The sequence below is a fragment of the Haloarcula onubensis genome (genome assembly GCF_031624605.1).
Taxonomy (GTDB): Archaea; Halobacteriota; Halobacteria; order Halobacteriales; family Haloarculaceae; genus Haloarcula; species Haloarcula onubensis.
Window position 1 is genome coordinate 18397 of the sequence record NZ_JAMQOS010000004.1, and the last position, 17687, is coordinate 36083.

Below are 17687 nucleotides of genomic sequence, written 5' to 3' on the forward strand. Positions count from 1 at the left end.
AACACACTGCGTCGAACGCCGGCGCGGGCCCGACCCGTCCCAGGCCGGCCCTACCGCCACTCGGTCAGGCGGAGCGCGCAGTCGGCCTGAATCCAGGCGTCGTCGCGCTCGGTGTCGTAGATTATCTCGCCGCTATCGGTCCTGACGTGGCTGTACCGGTCGAACCCGTCCGGGTCCGCCACGGTCCCCCCGTCGTCCGTGTCGCTCGTTCTGCTGGGCATGAATTACCTGTTGTCGGATAGTTCGTCGCCGGCGCGTATAGCTGTGCGGTAACGGGACTGTTACCGGCCTGACCCGTCAGTGAAGCCCGTGATTACTTTTGCGACGCCGGGCGGTGGTGCCACGGGATGGCAGCTACCGACGCCGCCGGCGGTCGACCGACCCGCGTCGCCATCGCCTGCCAGGGCGGCGGGAGCCACACCGCCTTTACCGCCGGCGTGCTCTGTCGCCTCCTCGACGACTGGGACGAGCGGTACGAACTCGTCGGCATCAGCGGGACCTCGGGTGGCGCGTTCAACGCGCTCGCCGCGTGGTACGGGCTGGTCACCGACGGGCCCGAGCGGGCCCGCGACATCGTCACCGGGGTGTGGGACGACCTGGCGGCGACCGACGGCCCGGACCGCCTGGTAAACGAGTGGGTGACCGGGCTCACGCGGCTGGGTGCCACCGGGTTCCCGCTCCCGGCAATCAGCCCCTACCAGGTGCTCGGGCCCGAGGTCGGGAAAGCGCGCATCCGGGAGATTCTGGAGCGCCACATCGACTTCGAGGCCATCCCGGGCTACTGCAAGCGGTCGGCGCCGGAACTCGTCGTCGGCACGGTCGACCTCAACGCCGGCGTCTTCGAGACGTTCGTCGACGAGGCCGTCACCGTCGAGGCGGTGCTGGCCTCGGCCGCGGTGCCTAACCTCTTCGAGGCCGTCGAGATAGACGGTCATCTCCACTGGGACGGGCTGTTCTCACAGAACCCGCCGATAAAAGACCTCATGGACGTACCGCCGGACCGCAAGCCAGACGAAATCTGGATCGTCCAGATAAACCCGCAGTCATTCGCAGGCGAACCACGGAGCGTCGAGCAGATAACCGACCGCCGCAACCAGCTCTCCGGGAATCTCTCGCTGAATCAGGAGGTCCGGTTCGTCGAGAAGGTAAACGAGTGGGTCGCCGACGGCACGCTCCCCTCGGCGCAGTTCTCCCACATCGACGTCCACCGAATCGAACTGGGGCGAGCGCTGGGGTACGCGACGAAGGTCGACCGGCGGCCGGAGTTTCTGGACGGACTCCGCGCGCTGGGTCGCGAGCGGGCCGCGGCGTTTCTCAGTGCCCGGGAGGACTGACCGCCCCGCGGTCGTCGGGAATCGTCGCGCGGTCGCCTCTATCTGTCCGGGCCCTCCCCGAGCATGTCAACTAATCTCCAGATGAAAGAACCGGCAGCCCCACGACTGCATCAGTTCACTTGACATTTCGGCGGTGGTGTACTCGGGTGAATCCGCGGTGACAGTCGGCGGTCACCGCTCGGTGGATACCCGGCGTCACTCACCGCAATCCTCGGCCCGCTCGACGGCGTCGAGCGAGCGCTGGAGTTCGACAATCCGACCCATATACTCCCGCTCGAACTGCTCACAGGCCGTCTCGGCGGGGACACTGGAAAATCGCTTCGGCGTCGTCTCCTCGACCGACACGAGCCCGCGGTCGGACAGTTCCTCGACAGCGTCGTAGACCCTGGTCCGTGGGACGTCGACGGTTTCGCTCACCGATTTGGCCGTCCCCGTCCCCAGTTCCAGAAGCCCCACGAACGTTCTGGCCGCGTAGGCGCTCAAGCCGAGCGCCGCTAGTTGGTCGATAGCGTCGTTACGGGGGTTTTCTGCGGTTCCGTTACACATTCCAGCTGATTCCTCGATGTTTACAACGCGATACGGTGATGGTGCGTGACCCAACTGTTGTACGCGTCAGTAGCTCGTCCGCCCGCATCGGGTATATGTTTGTTGTGATTTTTCGAGTAAATAGTCACGAGCGCCGCCACAACGTGTCGCTGGCAAATTCAATCATCTCAGGCGAAACGACTTTGCACGGGCGAGGCCATCCTCACGTATGCCCGTCACAGACGAGGACGAACTCAGAGAGATACTCGCGCTGGACCGCGTCGCGGTCGTCGGCTGCTCTACCACGCCCGGGAAGGACGCCCACGAGATTCCGAAATATCTACTCGACAGTGGGTACGACGTCGTCCCGATTAACCCCTTCGCCGACGAGATATTCGGCCGCGAGTGCTACGACACGCTTGCCGACGTCCCCGGCGAGGTAGATATCGTCGACGTGTTCCGCCCGAGCGAGGAGGTGGCCGACATCGTCGACGCGGCGCTCGCGCGGGACGACGACGCCGTCATCTGGCTCCAGCTCGGTATCCACGACGACGAGGCGGTGGCACGCGCCGAGGAAGCCGGGCGCCGCGTCGTGCAGGACCGCTGTATGAAACCGACCCACCAGTCGCTCGTCGGCTGATCCAAGCACGGGTATCTACCCCCGGCGTCGGACCCGGAGGGAGCTGGCGGCGCTTCAAGCTGTTCTATCCCACGTTTCGCTGCTAAATTTATCAGCTTACTTTCATAGGACTATATGTAGATGCAGCTACACCCCAGTTTCGTATGGAGAATCGCAGTTCCGGCGTGAACGTGGGAGTGGATGGGACCGGCGAGCGAATTTCGAGGGAGTTCGACTGGAGCGAGACGCCGCCGAGCGTCGCCGTCGTTCGACTCCTCAGCGTGGCGACGAACAGCGACCCGACGGCCATCGACCCGCTGGGGGAGACGGTGGACCCGGACGCGCTCGACAGACTCCTGCCGTCGATGGACGACGGGTCGAAACTCGAGTTCACACACCGTCGTCTCTCCGTGTTCTTGCACGGCGACGGGACGGCGGCCGTCGAGCCGACGGGCAACTGACCGGCGGCGGACGGCGACCCGTATGCTCGACCCTGTGGGCCCAACTGTTTTGCTCGCCGGCGGCGTTGCCGGAGACATGGACGCAGACGAAGTCGCTGCCATCATCGAGCGCGAGATTCCGGACGCGACGGCGACGGTGACCACGCCGCGTGACCCCGACGACGACCGCCACTACGCTGTCGACGTGGTCTCGCCGGCGTTCGCGGACAAGTCGCTCGTCGACCAGCACCAACTCGTCCACGACGCGCTGGGCGAACACCTCACCCGGGAGATACACGCCATCGAGCTGACGACCACCACGCCGGAGTGACCCTATCGGCGGTACGCATTTCCCTGCCGGCCCGCTACAGGTGACCATGAGTTTCGAACCAGAGCAGCTCTCGCGGGAGGAGGCCCACGCGAACGTCGAGGAGACCATCGAGAACAACGAGGTCGCGCTGTTCATGAAGGGCACCGAGATGCTGCCCCAGTGTGGCTACTCCCGGAAGGCGCTGGGGCTCATCGGCCAGTACCGCGACGACGTGGCGACCGTGAACGTCCTCACGGCGACGGAGGCCTACCGCGAGAAGCTCTCGGAGTACAGCGGCCGCGAGACCATCCCGCAGACGTTCGTCGACGGGGAGTTCGTCGGCGGCAGCGACATCTTAGAACAGCTCGACGACAACGGCGACCTCGCGGAGACGCTGAACGCGTAGTCGCCCCCGGTACCACGTCGTAAGCGCCGATTCAGTCGTCTTTCATCTCGCCGAGCTTGTCGACGAGGTCGCTCGTCGACCCCTCGACTTCGAACGAGACGTCGCCGTCGTGGTCGTTCTCGTGGACAGCGACGCCGTCGCTGTCGTCTGTATCTACGTCCTGGTCCTTCTGCTCGGACTCGTCGTAGCTACCAAAACCCATGTGTGATGATGGTGGCGTCAGCCACAAAAATCGGTCGGTAGGGACGCCTCTCGGCCCGTGGTATCGCGTGACAGCCCGGCTCCCCCGGAGGGGAAGTTTCTTATCTGTGGTTGTCTTTCGGTACAACAACGACATTCGATAGCCGTTCGTCTTCGGACGGCCGAATCTCCAATCGTCGCTTTCCCACATTCATGAGTACTGCAGACGAGACCTTAGAGAAGATCAAAGCACAGGTCGAGACCGAGACGCCCGACGACATCACAATCGCATCTGTCTCCTTCGAGGGCCCGGAACTGGTCATCTACACGCCCGAGGCCAAGGAGGTCGCGACGCGGGACGGCATCGTTCGGAACCTGGCACAGACGCTGCGAAAGCGCATCAACGTCCGCCCGACGCAGGACGCGCTGGTCCCACAGGCGAAGGCGGAGGCCACCATCGAGGACACGATTCCCGAGGACGCCGGCGTCCAGAACCTCGATTTCGACGGGGACACCGGCGAGGTGTTCATCGAAGCCGAAAAGCCCGGCCGGGTCATCGGCCGCCACGGCGAGACGCTGGACCAGATATCCGCCAGCGTCGGCTGGACGCCCGAGGTCGTCCGGACGCCGCCGATGGAGTCCAACACCGTCTCGAACGTCCGGAACTTCCTGAAACAGGAGCGCACCGAACGCCGCGAGATACTGGAGCGGGTCGGCCGCCAGATAAACCGGCCCAAGACGGCCGACGACGACTGGGTCCGTCTGACGACGCTTGGCTGCTGTCGCGAAGTCGGCCGGGCCTCCTTCATCCTCTCGACGCCCGAGTCGCGCATCCTCATCGACTGTGGCGACAAGCCCGGCGCCGAGGGCGAGGTGCCATATCTCCAGGTGCCCGAGGCGCTGGCCGCCGGCCCGAACTCCATCGACGCCGTCGTCCTGACACACGCCCACCTGGACCACTCGGCGCTCATCCCCATCCTGTTCAAGTACGGCTACGACGGCCCCATCTACACTACCGCGCCGACGCGTGACCTGATGGGCCTGCTCCAGCTTGACTATCTGGACGTCGCGGCGAAAGAGGGTCGGGCCCCGCCCTACGAGAGTCAGCAGGTCCGGGACGCCCTGAAACACACGATTCCGCTGGAGTTCGGTAACGTCACCGACATCGCGCCCGACGTGAAACTCACTATGCACAACGCCGGTCACATCCTCGGCTCGGCGGTGTGTCACTTCCACATCGGCGAGGGTCGCTACAACGTCGCCTTCTCGGGGGACATCCACTACAAGGACACGCGCCTGCTAGACGGCGCGGTCAACGACTTCCCGCGGGTGGAGTCGCTCATCCTGGAGTCGACATACGGCGGCAAGAACGACTACCAGACCGATCAGGCAGACTCCGAGCGCGTCCTCAAACGCGTCATCAACGAGGCCCACGAGAAGGAGGGGAAGATTCTCATCCCGGCGTTCGCCGTCGGTCGCTCACAGGAACTGATGCTCGTCCTGGAGGAAGCGATGTCCTCCGGGGACATCCCGACGATGCCGGTGTATCTGGACGGGATGATTCGCGAGGCGACGGCCATCCACACGGCCTATCCGGAGTACCTGCGCGAGAGCCTGCGAAAGCGGATACTGTACGACGACGACAACCCCTTCCTCGCCGAGCAGTTCCAGCAGGTCGACGGGGGCGACGAGATGCGCCAGGACATCGTCGACGACGAACCGGCCATCATCCTCACCACCTCGGGGATGGTCACCGGCGGCCCGGTCATGTCGTGGCTCCGCCTGCTGGGCGGGGACCCGGACAACACGATGGTGTTCGTCGGCTACCAGGCCGAGGGGACGCTGGGTCGCCAGATTCAGCGCGGCCAGGACGAGATAACGATGTCGGACAAGAGCGGCCCGCGCGCCGAGCGCGTGAGCCTGAAGATGGACATCGAGACGGTCGACGGCTTCTCGGGCCACGCCGACCGACAGGGCCTGGAGACGTTCGTCGAGACGATGCACCCACGTCCCGAGAAAGTGCTCTGTGTCCACGGCGACGAGAGTTCGACCAACCAGCTCTCTTCGGCGCTGTACCAGAAGTTCAACATGCGGACGTTCAACCCGAAGAACTTAGAGACGTTCCGCTTCGTCTGAGCTACTCGCCGTCCCCGTCGAAGGGCTCGTCGATGTTGAGCGCGTTCAGGAGCCTGGCCGTGATGACCTGGTCGACGATGCCGATGAGCTGTTCGTCGTCGGTGGTGTACCCCGAGAAGATACCCAGTTCGATAGTGCCGCCCGCCATCTCGCGGTGGCCACCCGCGCTGCCGACGTCCTCGAAGGCGCTGTGTAGCACCTTCCCGATGTGGATTCGCGGGTCGGTCGAGCGGCCGCTTATCTGGATGGTGTTCTCGACGAGGCCGAAGACGATGGCCGTCTCGACGCCCTCGAGGGTCATCAGGTAGTCGGCGGCCTGGGGGAGCGCGTCGCGCTCGCTGGTCCGGCCCACCTGCGTGATGAGCACCGACCCCGTGACCCGCCGGTTCTCGATGGCGTGGGCGATGGTGTCGACGGTCGCGCTGCTGACGTCGGGGTTCGATAGCTGGCGGACCACGTCGGACTCGCTGAACTCGTCGAGGTAGGCGGCGGCCTCGTACTCCCGGTGGGTGACACCGCGGAGGAAGTCGAGCGTCTCCCGCCGGATGGCAAAGAGGAGGGCGGTGGCGATGCGGGGTGTCGGCTCCATCGGGAGCGCCTGGATGTACTCGGTCAGGATAGTCGCCGTCGCCCCGACGGACTCGCGGTTGTCGACGAACCGGGCCGGAATGGTGTCGGCCGGGTGGTGGTCGATGACGATGTCGACCTCGGTCTCCGGCGGGACCCGGTTGTTCTCGCCGGGGACCGAGTGGTCGACGAAGGCCAGGAGCGTCTCCGGCGGCCGGTCCCGGACCATCTCGACGTTGAACGGTTCCAGTTCGATGTCCAGTAAGTTCACCAGCGCCCGGTTCTGCTGGTGGGATATCTCCCCGCTGTAGAGGATGTGGCGTTCGTCGATGCCCGCGGCGGCGGCGATAGTCCCCAGTGCGACCGCGCTTGCCAGACAGTCGGGGTCGGGGTTGTTGTGACAGACGATTGTTAGCGTCTCGCTGTCGCCGAGCAGTTCCCACAGCCGCTGTGGTCCGCTCACCGAGAGTTCCGTGTTGGGGCTCATTCTTATCTAGTGGGTCGCCGACAGCCCGCCCGAAGATGTCGCGGCCGCGGGACATCCGGCCAGGGAGATACATTAGATTCGCGACACTATAAACCCGTTCTCCGTGCTGGCGCAGGGGCGGGTTCGAGCGGCACCGCCCTGACACTACTGGGCCGCATAAGGCGTCCCTACCGCCGTCAACGGCCGCGTTACCGGCCGGGCCTGTCCGATTCGAGCGGTATAACAAAACACGTCTGGGCCCACGCTCGTCGCACTGTGACAGAGACACAGCACCGCGGGAGATTCGCCAGGACCGGGCCGACTGTGACTGTCGACAGGGGGAACTGACGATGGTGGGATTCGCCGGCCGGTCGGACGCGCCCGACGCCGAGGTGCTGCTCTCTGACCGACGGCGCCGGTATCTGCTCTACTGTCTTCACATGTACGCCAACCCGCTTCGACTCCCGGACATCGCCCACCAGGTGACCGTCTGGGAACGGCCCGACAGCCCGAGCGTGTGCCTGCGAGAGCGCCTCGAGACGTACATGTCGCTGTACCACGACCACCTCCCGACGCTCACCGACGCCGATGTCGTCGAGTACGAACAGGACGAAGACATGGTCGAACTCGGGCCCGCCGCCGACCGGCTCAGACCGTCACTGGAGACCCGGCTCCGCCGCGATATCGACGAGTTGCTCGGGGCCGAAGGGTCGTTCTGAGCGGCCCACTCAGTCGCGTTCTTCGCCGACGGTCATCACCGGCACCTCGGCACGTCTGACGAGCGCTTCCGCGGTGCTGCCCAGCAGGACCCGTTCCAGGCCCGTCCGGCCGTGGGTCCCCATAACCACCATCTCGATGTCGTGGTCGTCGACGTACTCCAGCAAGTCGTGCTTCGGTCGGCCGGTCCAGACGTCGGTCACGGCGTCGACACCGGCCGCCTGGGTCTCGCTCGCGACGGCCGCCGTGGCGTCGGCCGCCGCGTCCTCGAGTTCGTCGAGCAGTTCCGCCGGCACGCTCGTCTCGGCGCCCGTGGCGATGTCGCCGACGTTGACGACGCTGACGACGTGGACGGTACTCCCGAAGGCGTCTGCGACCGCGAGCGCTGGTGCCACGGCGGCCGCCGCGCGCTCGCTCCCGTCGGTCGGCAGCAGGATATCGTCGTACCCCTCGCCGACCGCGCTGGCCTCGGTCGCTCGCACCGTCAGGACGGGCACCGGCGACAGCCGCACCACCCGCTCGGCCACGCTGCCGGTGAGGTACCGACGCAACCCGCTACGGCCGTGGGTCCCCATGACGACGAGGTCGGCGCCCCCGTTGCGCGCGTAGTCGAGTATCCCCTCGGCCGGGGTGCCCGTCACGACGGTCGTCTCCACCGCGCCGGAGTAGTCGAGCGAGTCGGCCAGGTCGGAGAGCGCCGTCCGCTGGGCGGCCGTCCGCTGGTCGACGTACTCGTCGTCGACACCGCCCGCCGAGAACGGCCCCGCCGCCGCTTCGATGTCCACGACCGCGAGCAGGTGGACCGTCGCGTCGAACCCCTCGGCGAGCAGCGTCGCGTGCTCGGCCGCGCGCCGGGCGTGGTCGCTCCCGTCCGTCGGAACGAGAATGTGTTCGTACATCGGTGCTCTCTAGCTTCGGTCGCTGGGCTGATAGATGTGTGCCCGGCGTCCCCGTCGCCGGTCGGGAGCGACGGACGGTCCTCGGTTGGCGCCCGTTCAGTCCCCGGCCCGGAAGACCCGCATCGTGTCCCGTTTGCGCTCGACCGACTCGACTTCCTCGAAGCCCAGGTCGGTGAACACCCGCCGCCAGTCCCGGTAGTACAGGGGCAACTGGTCGTCGACGTGATTGACCGTCCCGGCTTCGCCGCTCTCGTTTTCCACGGTGACCAGCAGGTCGCCGGTGATTCGCGCGAGCTCCGCGAACACCCACTCGGCGTCCGGGTGGATGTGCTGGAGCGTCTCGACGGAGAAGACGGCGTCGACGGCGTCCGTCTCGACGCCCTCGACGTACTCCTCGATGCTCGCCGCGTGGAACTCACCGACGGACGCGAGTCCCGGATACGTCTCGCGCAGGACGGCGAGCGCGTCGGCGTTCACGTCGACCCCCGAAAGCGCCGAGAACCCGCCCTCGGCCAGCGCCGCGAGGTGCCGGCCGACGCCACACCCCACTTCGAGCACGCGCGCGTCGCGTCCCGCGTACCGTTCAATCGTCGCTCGCACCAGTTCGCTCGTCTCGTCCGGGCCGTAGTGGGCGTAGTAGGTCGGCGAGTACTCGCCGGACCGGTCGGCCCAGGCCGCCCGGACGTCGTTCGAATCCACGTTCGGTCCCGGGCCTCACGACGGATAGTCGTATCGACACGTCGCCGGTCGGCCTACAGTTCGACCGTCGCCAGGTCCGACTCCAGGCCGGCGACGCGGTCGTTGTACGCCGCGACGAACCCGCGAAAGAGCGGCGCGTACTCGCGGATGTCGGCCGCGGCCGGGGCCTCGTACTGCGAGAGCAGGTACAGCCCGCCGGTGCCCCCGACCCGGAGATACGACGCGCCGTCGCGGTCCCACTTGAGCTCCCAGCGGGTCCCGTCGACGCGCTCGGTGAAGGTGCCGTAGTCCCCGCCCTCGTAGCGCTGGAGCTGTGCCGCAATCTCGTCACAGACCGCCCGAACCCGGTCCAGGACCCGGTCGCGCTCGGCGACGACGCCGTCGGTGGTCGCCACCTCGGGGAAGTCGGTCTCCACGTCGTCAAGCACCCCCTCGCGGCTCGCGACGAAGTCGTTGAACCCGGCGACGAAGGCGTCGTAGTCCCCGAGCGCGTCGGCCAACGCCTCCGGCTCGGGCGGTTGCTTCGTCGAGACGACGTACACCTCGTCGCCCCGTCCCGGGTCGTAGCGGAGGTACTCCAGGTCGCCGCCCTCGTACTTCACGGTCCACTCGGCCCGGTCCGTCTCGATGGTCGCCGAGCCGTAGTCGCCCCCCTGGAGTCGGGCCAGCTGGTAGGCGATGCGGCCCGCGTGGTCCCGGACCGCCGCGGCCAGTTCGTCTCGGTGCTGTGCGACCGCCGTCGCGTCGGCGGGCTCCGCCGGTGGCCACTCTGTCACACCAGTTCCAGTCGCTCGCTGGATATAACGGTGTGGAAGGGGGCTCGCGCAGGCTGCCTCCCCTTGAACTCCACGTCACCTACCCCGTCGGCTCAGAACTGCCCCAGAGGGACTCTGGCCGGGTCATCCGAAGGGGTTCCAGATTCGGCGCTCCGTGTCCAGCACTGTCTCCGCACCGGCGATGAGTATGGCTGTCAAGAGAAGGAGGCCGGCGGTGTAAAGCGCTCCGACCGCTGCCCCGTTGGCCCACATCTGGAGTATCGGCACCGAAAGGAAACCGGGTATCAGCACCAGCCCACCGTACGCGACGGTTCGCTCAGCGACGCCCGCGTGGGCGGTGCCGGTCGGCGGCGCCGTGTCCGCCGTCGGCCCGGAGCCCGCTTTCCAGACGTGTTCTGCGGCCTCGTGACCGCGAGTGTGTGCGCCCCAGTCCACGTCACCGGTCTGACCAGCTCGTCCCTGATCACTGTCATCGGCGCCTGTACCGTCGCGAGTGGTCCGGTCCCGCTGGTAGGCGTCACCGGTGTCCGTTCCGCCGTGCTGTCGCCCGCCGACGTACTGCTCGTGCCCGAGGCGGTCGTACCGTTCGCGTTCTTCGGGGTCGGAAAGGACGTCATAAGCTTCCTTAAGCTGAATGAACTGCTGTTGGGCGTCGGGGTCGTCGTTCTGGTCGGGGTGTTTCTCTTTGACCGCCTGTTTCCACTGCGCCTTGATTTCGGATTGGTCGGCCTCCGGCGTGACACCGAGTCGGTCGTAGTAGGTCTCAGTCATCGAAGGGCCTCCCGTGACGCGCCTCGTGACACGAACGACACAGCGTACGGAGGTTCGACGGATGGTCGGGGCCGTCGCGACTTCGGGGGTGCTGGTGGTCGACGTGGAGTTCCGCGTCCCCGTCTCGTGGTCCCCCGAGCGCGCCACAGTTCCGACACTGGTGGCCGTCGCGCTGTCGCACCAGTGTCGCCATCGTCGCCCAGTCGTCGGGATACGGTGGCGTCTGTCTCCGCTTGGCCTTGGTAGGTGTTGTCCCGGCGAACCAGGGCACCAGCCGCGTTGGCGTCACCAGAAAGGAGCGACGCGCGTACAGTCGCCCCCGCGACGGCGGCCACAGGAAAAACAGCTTCGCGACCGTGTCCAGACACATATGGAAGAACACGTATATCCCGTCGGCGGCGCTGTGTGCCCCATGGGGCCGGTATTTCCGTGCGAGCTTCCACACGCGGTACATCCATGTGAACATCGAGACCATCACCAGTGGGAACCACAGGAGCGCCGTGATACCGACCCGGGCCGGTTTGCTCAGCGGCGCTCGTTTCCCACTGGGTACGAGGTCGTCCTCAAGCGCCCGGCTCGCCATGTCCCCGCCCTCGAGAGCCTGTACCGCGCCGTCGAGTAGCTCCGATTCGACGGCAACCTCCTCGGTGTCGTCGAGCGAGTCGCGCTGGCGGACGTCACGGAGGCGACGCAGTGCCTCCTCGCGCGGCGTCACCAGGTCCGGTCGGTAGTAGGCGAGTTTGGCCAGCGTCGTGGCCGCGACCACCCGCTCGTCTCGATGGTCCGAGCGGAGGGACTCGACCATCAGGTCCGTCCCGTCGGCGAAGTCCTGCGGATACCACGTCGCCAGATTCCCGATGGCCATCAGGACGTTGTGTCGGACGTTTGGGTCCACGTCGTCGAGGCGAGCCAGAAGTGCCTCACTCGTCGAGCGCAACTCCAGCGGATAGCGAATCGACAACTGGACGAGTACGCCCGTCGCCTGGGTCCGGACGGTCGCGTCCCGTGCTGTCAACAGCGGCGGGAGCTCGGACAGATGTCCAAGCGCCGCCCTCGCATCCGATTCAGCGAGCTCGAGGAGCCGCTTTACGTGTTCTATTTGGTGTCTCTCTTGCTGTTCCTTATTCCCCATACACATCCGGTCATGTCTCAGAGTTCGATATAAAACGCCAGGAGTGATTTCATCGCTTGATAACCACAGTGTATGCACAAGAGTGTGGGATGGTCTGTCTGCTCGCTCGTCTCGCAGTCAATATGTCCAGTCGGGAGGCGGCGAGAGTGCCGGAGAGCGGTGTTGAAGTCCGTCGGGCCCGACTCCGAGCGGTAACTGGGGCCAGGCATTTGCCCGCTTAAGTGCGCAAAGAGGTCCACTGTTGCGGGCGGGTACTCGCCATCGACCCGTGTGTTCGGACCTCGGGTCGGTACACTCCGTCGGCTACGGGAATACAGGTCGTGTCAACAGTAGGGTGCCACCCCGCCGAATAGCCGTCGCTCACTCGGGCGTTTCGCTGCCGTCCGTCAGGGACGAGACGACGAGTCGTTTGATTCCGCGTCGCAGGAGCCCACTGGCTGCGGGTTGGGAGATATCAAGCTCGGCGGCGACATCGCTGAGCGTCGCGTTCCGCGGTTCTTCGAAGTACCCCCTCTCGACTGCGACGAGGAGGGCTTCCCGCTGGCTATCGGTCAGCCCGGCGTCCGTGTCGCCCAAACTGGCGTATTCGTTCACGCGCAGTAACTCGATTTCGACGTCGTTTTGCTTCGCGTAGTCCCAGAGGTGGACTAGGTTCGTCCGGTCGGGCATCCATACCGTAAAGACCCAGGCTTCCCCCTCGTTTTCCATCCCGAGTATGACGCCGCTGGCGGTCGAAATAATCGGGGAGATAATCTTCGCTTCGTCGGTGTACTCGAAACTGTATATCGCCTCCCCGTCTCTGGTCTCGATAACGCGCTCGAAATCGCCAACGGTGTTGTCTTCCCGCAACCCGTCTTCGAACTGCGAGAAATCAACGGACTCGATACGATAGAAGAACCGCCCCGACGTCGGGTCTGTCCCTGCCTCTGACACCGACTTGACCTTCGAACTTCGGTCGTGAGAGACTGTCTCTGTGAGTACGATGTCGGGATGCTCGAGCCGGACGACCGCCTTGATATCGGTCATTTTCTGTGGGAGGGTTGCTTTCGATTCGTGGCGGCTTGTAATAGCCTCTTTCGACTGGTCGGTGAATCGCGTCCCCGCGACGGTTGTTTGCGGCGCCGCGGTAGTAGCCGTGTCGGGTGGGACGTGACGGCCGGTCGTAATCTCTGGAGCGAACGACGCTGTCGAGAGACACACTCCTCACGTGTGTCGGTTAGAGCCGGGTCCGATCAGAAACGAGCACGTCCTCCTTGCGCCGACAGTTTCGACGGACGCGTTCGGCGCTACCTCGACGTTTCGATGCCGTGGTTGAACAGCGCCGCCCAGAGGCTCTCGATTCGACCGGCGACAGAGGACGAGGTGGGACCGGCGGGGATGTAGAATTTCGACTCTGTAGCTCTACCTCGTTCGTCGGCACGGGTTCTTGCTGCCATACAGATGGATAGAAAGGCCGTGACCGCATTGTTCTGTAGCTTAATGGTATAACCTCTTTATACGGGCCGTCGAGGATTACGTGGATTCCCGGCTCTGTCCGCCCGTCGCTCGGTAGAACCCCGAGAGCGACGGGCGGTGAATAGTGACCGCCTCTCGAACCAGACGTGAGGCGTACTCCCGGAAGGCCACAACTTCGGTCTTCAAGCTACCAGGTTTCAAGCGCCAGGCCCTTCCGAGAGTTGCTCGCGGTTCCCACGATACCGTTCCAACCGAAATATGATTCTGCAGGCCGGTACTGAAAGTAGCTTGGGTTAGCGGAGGCCGCCTAAATCAGTCAAAACGGCTGATTCCGCGCACTTCCTCTCAAGCTATTAGTGCTGATGCGACCGGTGATCGTAGATACGTCTGTGAGTGGTTTTCTCTGAGGGAACCTGTGTAGATGTACGCGAGCCACCAGCTGGCACTATCCCAGTTCGGAACGGTCCGACGGGCGAACGGAAAGCGAGCGAATTCGCAGTGCCGGATCACGTCACCGATTCGATACGCTCATCGGTTTGTTGCACGGGCGCTGAGGGATTTGAACCCCCGACGGTTTGGTCCGAAGCCAAGCACTCTGTCCAGGCTGAGCTAAGCGCCCTGTAGTAAGACATACTCCAGTGTATCGGTTTAAACCAACCGATTCGTGACGGCGATGCGTGAGTGCCCCACCCGCCGACGGATTCCCATCGGAGTTCGGGCCGCCTGTCGCGCACGGTAAATTCCATCCCGAGCGAGCCGAAAAATCTATATGCGTGTCAGAGTCACGTGGAGGTACTTTCGGCTCTACCGCTTCCCAGTCAATGTACGAACTAGGCCCCCCGTTCCGCGGTTCGATGGTTCCGTCGGGGACGAATATCCTGCTCTCGGGCCCGCCTCTGGTGGGCAAACGCTCCATCGCCATGGAGACACTCGCCGTCGGTGCCAGGCGAGACGAAGGGACGATTATCGTTTCGACTCGCGACAGCGTGGTCCGCGTGCGCGAAGCGTTCTCGACACTGGTCGATGGGAAGACGGACCTCGCTGTCGTCGACGCCGTCTCCAGGCACATCGGCCGGTCCACCGACGCCGACGCGACGAAGTACGCGCCGTCGCCGCGCGATATGAGCGACATCGGCGTCAAGTTCTCCGAGTTCATCCAGTCGTTCTACACGGAGCAACAGCGCGAGTACAACCGCGTCGTGCTCGATTCGCTGACGACGCTATTGCTGTACTCGAATCTCCAGACGGTGTTCCGATTCCTCCACGTGTTCACCTCGCGCGTCGAGACCGTCGACGGGCTCGGGCTGTACACCATCGAGTCCACCGCTCACGACGCCGAGACGCTGTCGACGCTCGACCAGTTGTTCGACGCCACTATCGAAGTCGACGCCGCCGGGTCGGCGACGCTCACCCTGGACGACGAGACCCAGACGGCGACGCTCTAGTCGGTCGTTTCGGACGCGGACTGGGGCTCGGACGCGGTGCCGTCCTCGGCCGTGGGGTCACCCGGCGCCGCCTCGGCGTCCTCGATGACCGCCTCGGTCAGAATCGCGTCCGTGTCGAGGCCCTGCTCCTCGGCGAGGGCTTCGATTAGCGCCCGCTGTTCGGTCTGTTCCCGGTCGATGGCGTCCACGCGGTCGCTCGTCTCCTCGACCGTGGCGTGGAGTTCCTGGAGCTGTTCTTTCTGCTCGTTCAGCTTCGTGTAGAGGTCGTCGGCCATGTCGACGACCTTCTGGAGCTTCTTCGTCGTGGAACCGAGGCCCATACCAGCCGTATGTCCAGGGGGGATTTGCCGGTTTCGCTCGCGGCCGACGGCGTCGCCGCGAGGACACCGGCCTCCGTCGGGAAGACGCCAGCGGAACGTCGCCGTTAAGGCGCCCGCGGTCCCAGCGCGGGTATGAACGGGCTCCGGACCGGCCCGACGGTCGGAATCGTCGGGTGTGTCGCCTATCTGGTCGTCCTGGTCGCGCCGTATCTCGTCGTGGAGACGACCAGCGCCGTCGGCGCGTACTACGGCGCCGGCGCGCTCTCACCGGCCATCGCGGCCGTCTTCGCCCTCCTCGCCATCATCGTCCTGGCGGCGGGTCGGGAGGGCCGCACCGACCCCAGCCTCGCCGCCGGCGCCGGACTGGTGTTGGGGGTCTTCATCGTCGGCCTCTCCCTGCTGTGGGCGACGACGGTGCCGACCAGCCTGGTACTGGGGCTGACCGAATCGACGCTCATCGAGCAACACCGGTGGGCACTCGTGGCCGCCGCTGTCCCGATTCCGCTGGGCGCCGCCTGGTTCGCCGTCGGGCTGGACCTCCTCTGAGCGGGCGACGACGCGACCAGTCGCGCCCTCGTCGGCGTGCGGTTTTCCAGTTCCGAAAGGCCCTTATGCGGCGGTGGCGGAGTTCGAGATGGACTAGGTCGGGGGGTTTGGCCCCCCTCTGTACCCGCACTACGGTCATCAGCGGGGACCGAACCCGGGGGCGTCCGGTCCGACGGACGCGGACCCCGTGAGCCAACGTGGAAGCCTCGTCCCGCGGGGACGGCGGTCCGCGTGGTCGCATCTGCAGGGATGTGCCCGCGTGGTTAAACGATGGCAGCCCGCCAGGCACGGAAGTGAGCAGCGGACCATCGAACACCCGTCGCTCGTGGGGTCGCGGGGTGGAGGAGGCAAACGGGATTACCCGCGTCCGAACGCCGGGCAATCCCGCTGTCCGTTCCATTCATACCACTTTTTGCAACTCCTTCGAGCGCCTGCGGCGCTCTCAGTCGTGCAAAAACCTGGGGAAAAATCGCGGCGTGCTCCTTCCGCGTGCCTTCGCCACGCTCCAGTCCGTGCGCCGCGGTCGAACACGGCGCGCTGCGCGCCGGATGCTCTCTGTAGACTGGGCGGACGATACTGCTGAGTGCCTGCCCGTCCCCGGGTCGCGACACAGCGGTCGCTCCCGGCCAGCTATCATCATGCGTCGAGCCTGGCGTGATATGATTCGAGAACCTGAACCGGCTACCCCTTGTCTCGGGGCCGTCGGTGTACGCATCGACAGCGCCACACCCTGGACGGACTCCCGGTAACGGTATCTCGAACTCACGCTGGAAAAAGTGAGTGCTGCCTAGTCGTCGGCGGTGACCGCGCTGTCGAGGCCGGCCATCTCCAGACCGCCGCTGATGGTGCGGTTCGGGTAGGGGATGTCGATGCCGGCCTCGTCGAAGCGCTCCTTGACGGCCTTGACGTACTCGGCGCGGGTCTTCACGAAGTCCGAGCGGCTAGGGTTGTCGATCCAGATGCGGGACTGCAGGCCGACCGAGGAGTCGCCCAGTTCGGTCAGTCGGACCGACGGCGCGGGGTCTTCGAGGATGTCCGCGTGGGCCTCGGCCTCCTCGACGATGATGTCGGTCGCCTCGTCGATGTCGTCGTCGTAGCCGATGCCGAACAGGTACTTCAGCCGCAACTGGTCCTTCGCGACGGGGTTCTTGATGACGTCGTCGGTGAGGTTGGAGTTCGGGACGGTGAGCAGTTCGTTGTCGAAGGTGCGCACGCGGGTGACCCGGAGGCTGATGTCCTCGACGACGCCGGAGTGGCCGTCCCACTCTATCCAGTCGCCGATGCGGAACGGCTTGTCGGTGAAGATGAACACGCCGGCGACGAAGTTCTTGAGCACGTCCTGCAGCGCGAACCCGATGGCGAGCGTCGCCGCGGCGCCGATGGTGGCGAGCGACTGCAGGAAGTTCGGGAAGCCGGCCATCCCGAAGGCGACGGCGACGGCGACGAACAGCAACAGGATGCTGGCTATCTTCTTCAGGGGCTTTCGCGCGTGTTCGTCGAGGTTGCGCGAGGCCAGCGAGCGGTCGACGAGCGGCATGAGCGCGGCCCGGCCGGCGACGTAGACGACGGCGAACGCCGCGACGAACACGATGGTACTCGCGATGGTGTCGGCCACGCCGGCGGGGAGGAACCCCGAGAGGATGCTGCGAATCGCCGGGACCTGCATTATCGCTCGAACACCGCAGTGTGGCCCCGGACCTGCACGACGTCGGCCCCGACGTGGTCGGCGAGTTCGTCGGCCAGTTCCTCACTCGTCGTCCCGCCGCGGGCGGCACGCAGGAACTTCACCTTCACGAACTGGCTGTCCTCGAGTTGGCTGGCGAGTTCGTCGGCGACGGAGTCGACGCCCTTCTTGCCGACCCGGAGTGTCGCGTCCAGGTCGTGGATGCGCTGGTCTCTGGATTTCGATGGCATTGTCGGACACTGACTGTGGAGTTATTTAAA

The 17687-nt window shown here is 65.4% G+C and carries 22 protein-coding genes, 1 tRNA gene and 1 other RNA gene; 10 read left to right on the plus strand and 14 right to left on the minus strand.

All coding sequences use genetic code 11. The features are described from left to right. Positions 1 to 50: 50 nt before the first annotated feature. Positions 51 to 221 (minus strand): DUF7331 family protein, encoded by a 171-nt coding sequence (locus NDI86_RS12080; RefSeq protein WP_310900692.1) that lies wholly within the window; start codon positions 219 to 221, stop codon positions 51 to 53. A 126-nt stretch (positions 222 to 347) separates the two neighbouring features. Between NDI86_RS12080 and NDI86_RS12085 the strand changes: the two genes are divergently transcribed. Further along, on the plus strand, positions 348 to 1334 hold the full coding sequence (locus NDI86_RS12085) for a patatin-like phospholipase family protein (protein ID WP_310900693.1): 987 nt from the start codon (positions 348 to 350) through the stop codon (positions 1332 to 1334). A gap of 195 nt (positions 1335 to 1529) precedes the next feature. Here the strand turns inward: NDI86_RS12085 and NDI86_RS12090 are convergent, their stop codons facing one another. Further along, complete coding sequence (locus tag NDI86_RS12090) at positions 1530 to 1880, minus strand: TrmB family transcriptional regulator (protein ID WP_310900694.1); 351 nt, start codon at positions 1878 to 1880, stop codon at positions 1530 to 1532. A gap of 208 nt (positions 1881 to 2088) precedes the next feature. Here NDI86_RS12090 and NDI86_RS12095 point away from each other — a divergent pair, with 208 nt between their 5' ends. From NDI86_RS12095 to NDI86_RS12110, 4 genes are all read left to right on the plus strand, one after another. Next, a complete protein-coding gene (locus NDI86_RS12095; RefSeq protein ID WP_310900695.1) occupies positions 2089 to 2499 on the plus strand; it encodes a CoA-binding protein in 411 nt (136 codons plus the stop codon). 143 nt (positions 2500 to 2642) lie between these two features. Beyond that, positions 2643 to 2939, plus strand: coding sequence for a HalOD1 output domain-containing protein (locus NDI86_RS12100; protein ID WP_310900696.1), 297 nt, complete (start codon positions 2643 to 2645; stop codon positions 2937 to 2939). A gap of 76 nt (positions 2940 to 3015) precedes the next feature. Continuing rightward, a complete protein-coding gene (locus NDI86_RS12105) occupies positions 3016 to 3249 on the plus strand; it encodes a BolA/IbaG family iron-sulfur metabolism protein (RefSeq protein ID WP_310900697.1) in 234 nt (77 codons plus the stop codon). 46 nt (positions 3250 to 3295) lie between these two features. Then, the gene (locus tag NDI86_RS12110; RefSeq protein WP_310900698.1) at positions 3296 to 3634 is read left to right on the plus strand and encodes a glutaredoxin family protein; all 339 of its coding nucleotides are present in this window, start codon (positions 3296 to 3298) and stop codon (positions 3632 to 3634) included. A 31-nt stretch (positions 3635 to 3665) separates the two neighbouring features. On the opposite strand, the gene NDI86_RS12115 is transcribed toward NDI86_RS12110, so the two are convergent. Beyond that, the gene (locus NDI86_RS12115) at positions 3666 to 3836 is read right to left on the minus strand and encodes a DUF5786 family protein (protein ID WP_310900699.1); all 171 of its coding nucleotides are present in this window, start codon (positions 3834 to 3836) and stop codon (positions 3666 to 3668) included. A gap of 191 nt (positions 3837 to 4027) precedes the next feature. On the opposite strand from NDI86_RS12115, the gene NDI86_RS12120 reads away from it, so the two are divergent. Next, a complete protein-coding gene (locus NDI86_RS12120) occupies positions 4028 to 5950 on the plus strand; it encodes a beta-CASP ribonuclease aCPSF1 (protein ID WP_310900700.1) in 1923 nt (640 codons plus the stop codon). 1 nt (position 5951) lies between these two features. Here the strand turns inward: NDI86_RS12120 and NDI86_RS12125 are convergent, their stop codons facing one another. Further along, the gene (locus NDI86_RS12125) at positions 5952 to 7004 is read right to left on the minus strand and encodes a DHH family phosphoesterase (RefSeq protein ID WP_310900701.1); all 1053 of its coding nucleotides are present in this window, start codon (positions 7002 to 7004) and stop codon (positions 5952 to 5954) included. A 329-nt stretch (positions 7005 to 7333) separates the two neighbouring features. On the opposite strand from NDI86_RS12125, the gene NDI86_RS12130 reads away from it, so the two are divergent. Continuing rightward, positions 7334 to 7702 (plus strand): DUF7344 domain-containing protein, encoded by a 369-nt coding sequence (locus tag NDI86_RS12130; protein ID WP_310900702.1) that lies wholly within the window; start codon positions 7334 to 7336, stop codon positions 7700 to 7702. Positions 7703 to 7711: 9 nt separating this feature from the next. Here the strand turns inward: NDI86_RS12130 and NDI86_RS12135 are convergent, their stop codons facing one another. The 7 genes from NDI86_RS12135 to NDI86_RS12165 all read right to left on the minus strand — a co-directional run bounded on the left by NDI86_RS12135 (position 7712) and on the right by NDI86_RS12165 (position 14051). Further along, positions 7712 to 8599 (minus strand): universal stress protein, encoded by an 888-nt coding sequence (locus tag NDI86_RS12135; RefSeq protein WP_310900703.1) that lies wholly within the window; start codon positions 8597 to 8599, stop codon positions 7712 to 7714. A 96-nt stretch (positions 8600 to 8695) separates the two neighbouring features. After that, a complete protein-coding gene (locus NDI86_RS12140) occupies positions 8696 to 9298 on the minus strand; it encodes a class I SAM-dependent methyltransferase (RefSeq protein ID WP_310900704.1) in 603 nt (200 codons plus the stop codon). Positions 9299 to 9351: 53 nt separating this feature from the next. Beyond that, a complete protein-coding gene (locus tag NDI86_RS12145) occupies positions 9352 to 10074 on the minus strand; it encodes a profilin-fold protein (protein ID WP_310900705.1) in 723 nt (240 codons plus the stop codon). Between the two features lie 123 nt (positions 10075 to 10197). Beyond that, on the minus strand, positions 10198 to 10845 hold the full coding sequence (locus NDI86_RS12150) for a J domain-containing protein (RefSeq protein ID WP_310900706.1): 648 nt from the start codon (positions 10843 to 10845) through the stop codon (positions 10198 to 10200). Beyond that, positions 10838 to 11860 carry an HNH endonuclease gene (locus NDI86_RS12155; protein ID WP_310900707.1) on the minus strand — a complete coding sequence of 341 codons (1023 nt, stop codon included), beginning with the start codon at positions 11858 to 11860 and terminating at the stop codon, positions 10838 to 10840. The genes NDI86_RS12150 and NDI86_RS12155 overlap by 8 nt, the downstream gene beginning before the upstream one ends. Before the next feature lie 477 nt (positions 11861 to 12337). Then, positions 12338 to 13003 (minus strand): helix-turn-helix domain-containing protein, encoded by a 666-nt coding sequence (locus tag NDI86_RS12160; protein ID WP_310900708.1) that lies wholly within the window; start codon positions 13001 to 13003, stop codon positions 12338 to 12340. A 973-nt stretch (positions 13004 to 13976) separates the two neighbouring features. Continuing rightward, positions 13977 to 14051, minus strand: a tRNA-Arg gene (locus NDI86_RS12165). A 202-nt stretch (positions 14052 to 14253) separates the two neighbouring features. Between NDI86_RS12165 and NDI86_RS12170 the strand changes: the two genes are divergently transcribed. Next, complete coding sequence (locus tag NDI86_RS12170) at positions 14254 to 14877, plus strand: RAD55 family ATPase (protein WP_310900709.1); 624 nt, start codon at positions 14254 to 14256, stop codon at positions 14875 to 14877. Here the strand turns inward: NDI86_RS12170 and NDI86_RS12175 are convergent. Further along, positions 14874 to 15197: a DUF5798 family protein gene (locus NDI86_RS12175; protein ID WP_310900710.1), complete on the minus strand. Its 324-nt coding sequence runs from the start codon at positions 15195 to 15197 to the stop codon at positions 14874 to 14876. The genes NDI86_RS12170 and NDI86_RS12175 overlap by 4 nt on opposite strands. A gap of 132 nt (positions 15198 to 15329) precedes the next feature. Between NDI86_RS12175 and NDI86_RS12180 the strand changes: the two genes are divergently transcribed. Both NDI86_RS12180 and ffs read left to right on the plus strand, forming a co-directional pair. Then, complete coding sequence (locus tag NDI86_RS12180) at positions 15330 to 15743, plus strand: DUF7548 family protein (RefSeq protein WP_310900711.1); 414 nt, start codon at positions 15330 to 15332, stop codon at positions 15741 to 15743. Between the two features lie 86 nt (positions 15744 to 15829). After that, positions 15830 to 16140: signal recognition particle sRNA (gene ffs, locus NDI86_RS12185), an RNA gene on the plus strand. A 390-nt stretch (positions 16141 to 16530) separates the two neighbouring features. Here the strand turns inward: ffs and NDI86_RS12190 are convergent. Both NDI86_RS12190 and NDI86_RS12195 read right to left on the minus strand, forming a co-directional pair. Next, a complete protein-coding gene (locus tag NDI86_RS12190) occupies positions 16531 to 17409 on the minus strand; it encodes a mechanosensitive ion channel family protein (RefSeq protein ID WP_310900712.1) in 879 nt (292 codons plus the stop codon). Beyond that, on the minus strand, positions 17409 to 17657 hold the full coding sequence (locus tag NDI86_RS12195) for a YhbY family RNA-binding protein (protein ID WP_310900713.1): 249 nt from the start codon (positions 17655 to 17657) through the stop codon (positions 17409 to 17411). Before NDI86_RS12195 ends, NDI86_RS12190 begins: the two co-directional genes overlap by 1 nt. Positions 17658 to 17687: the final 30 nt, after the last annotated feature.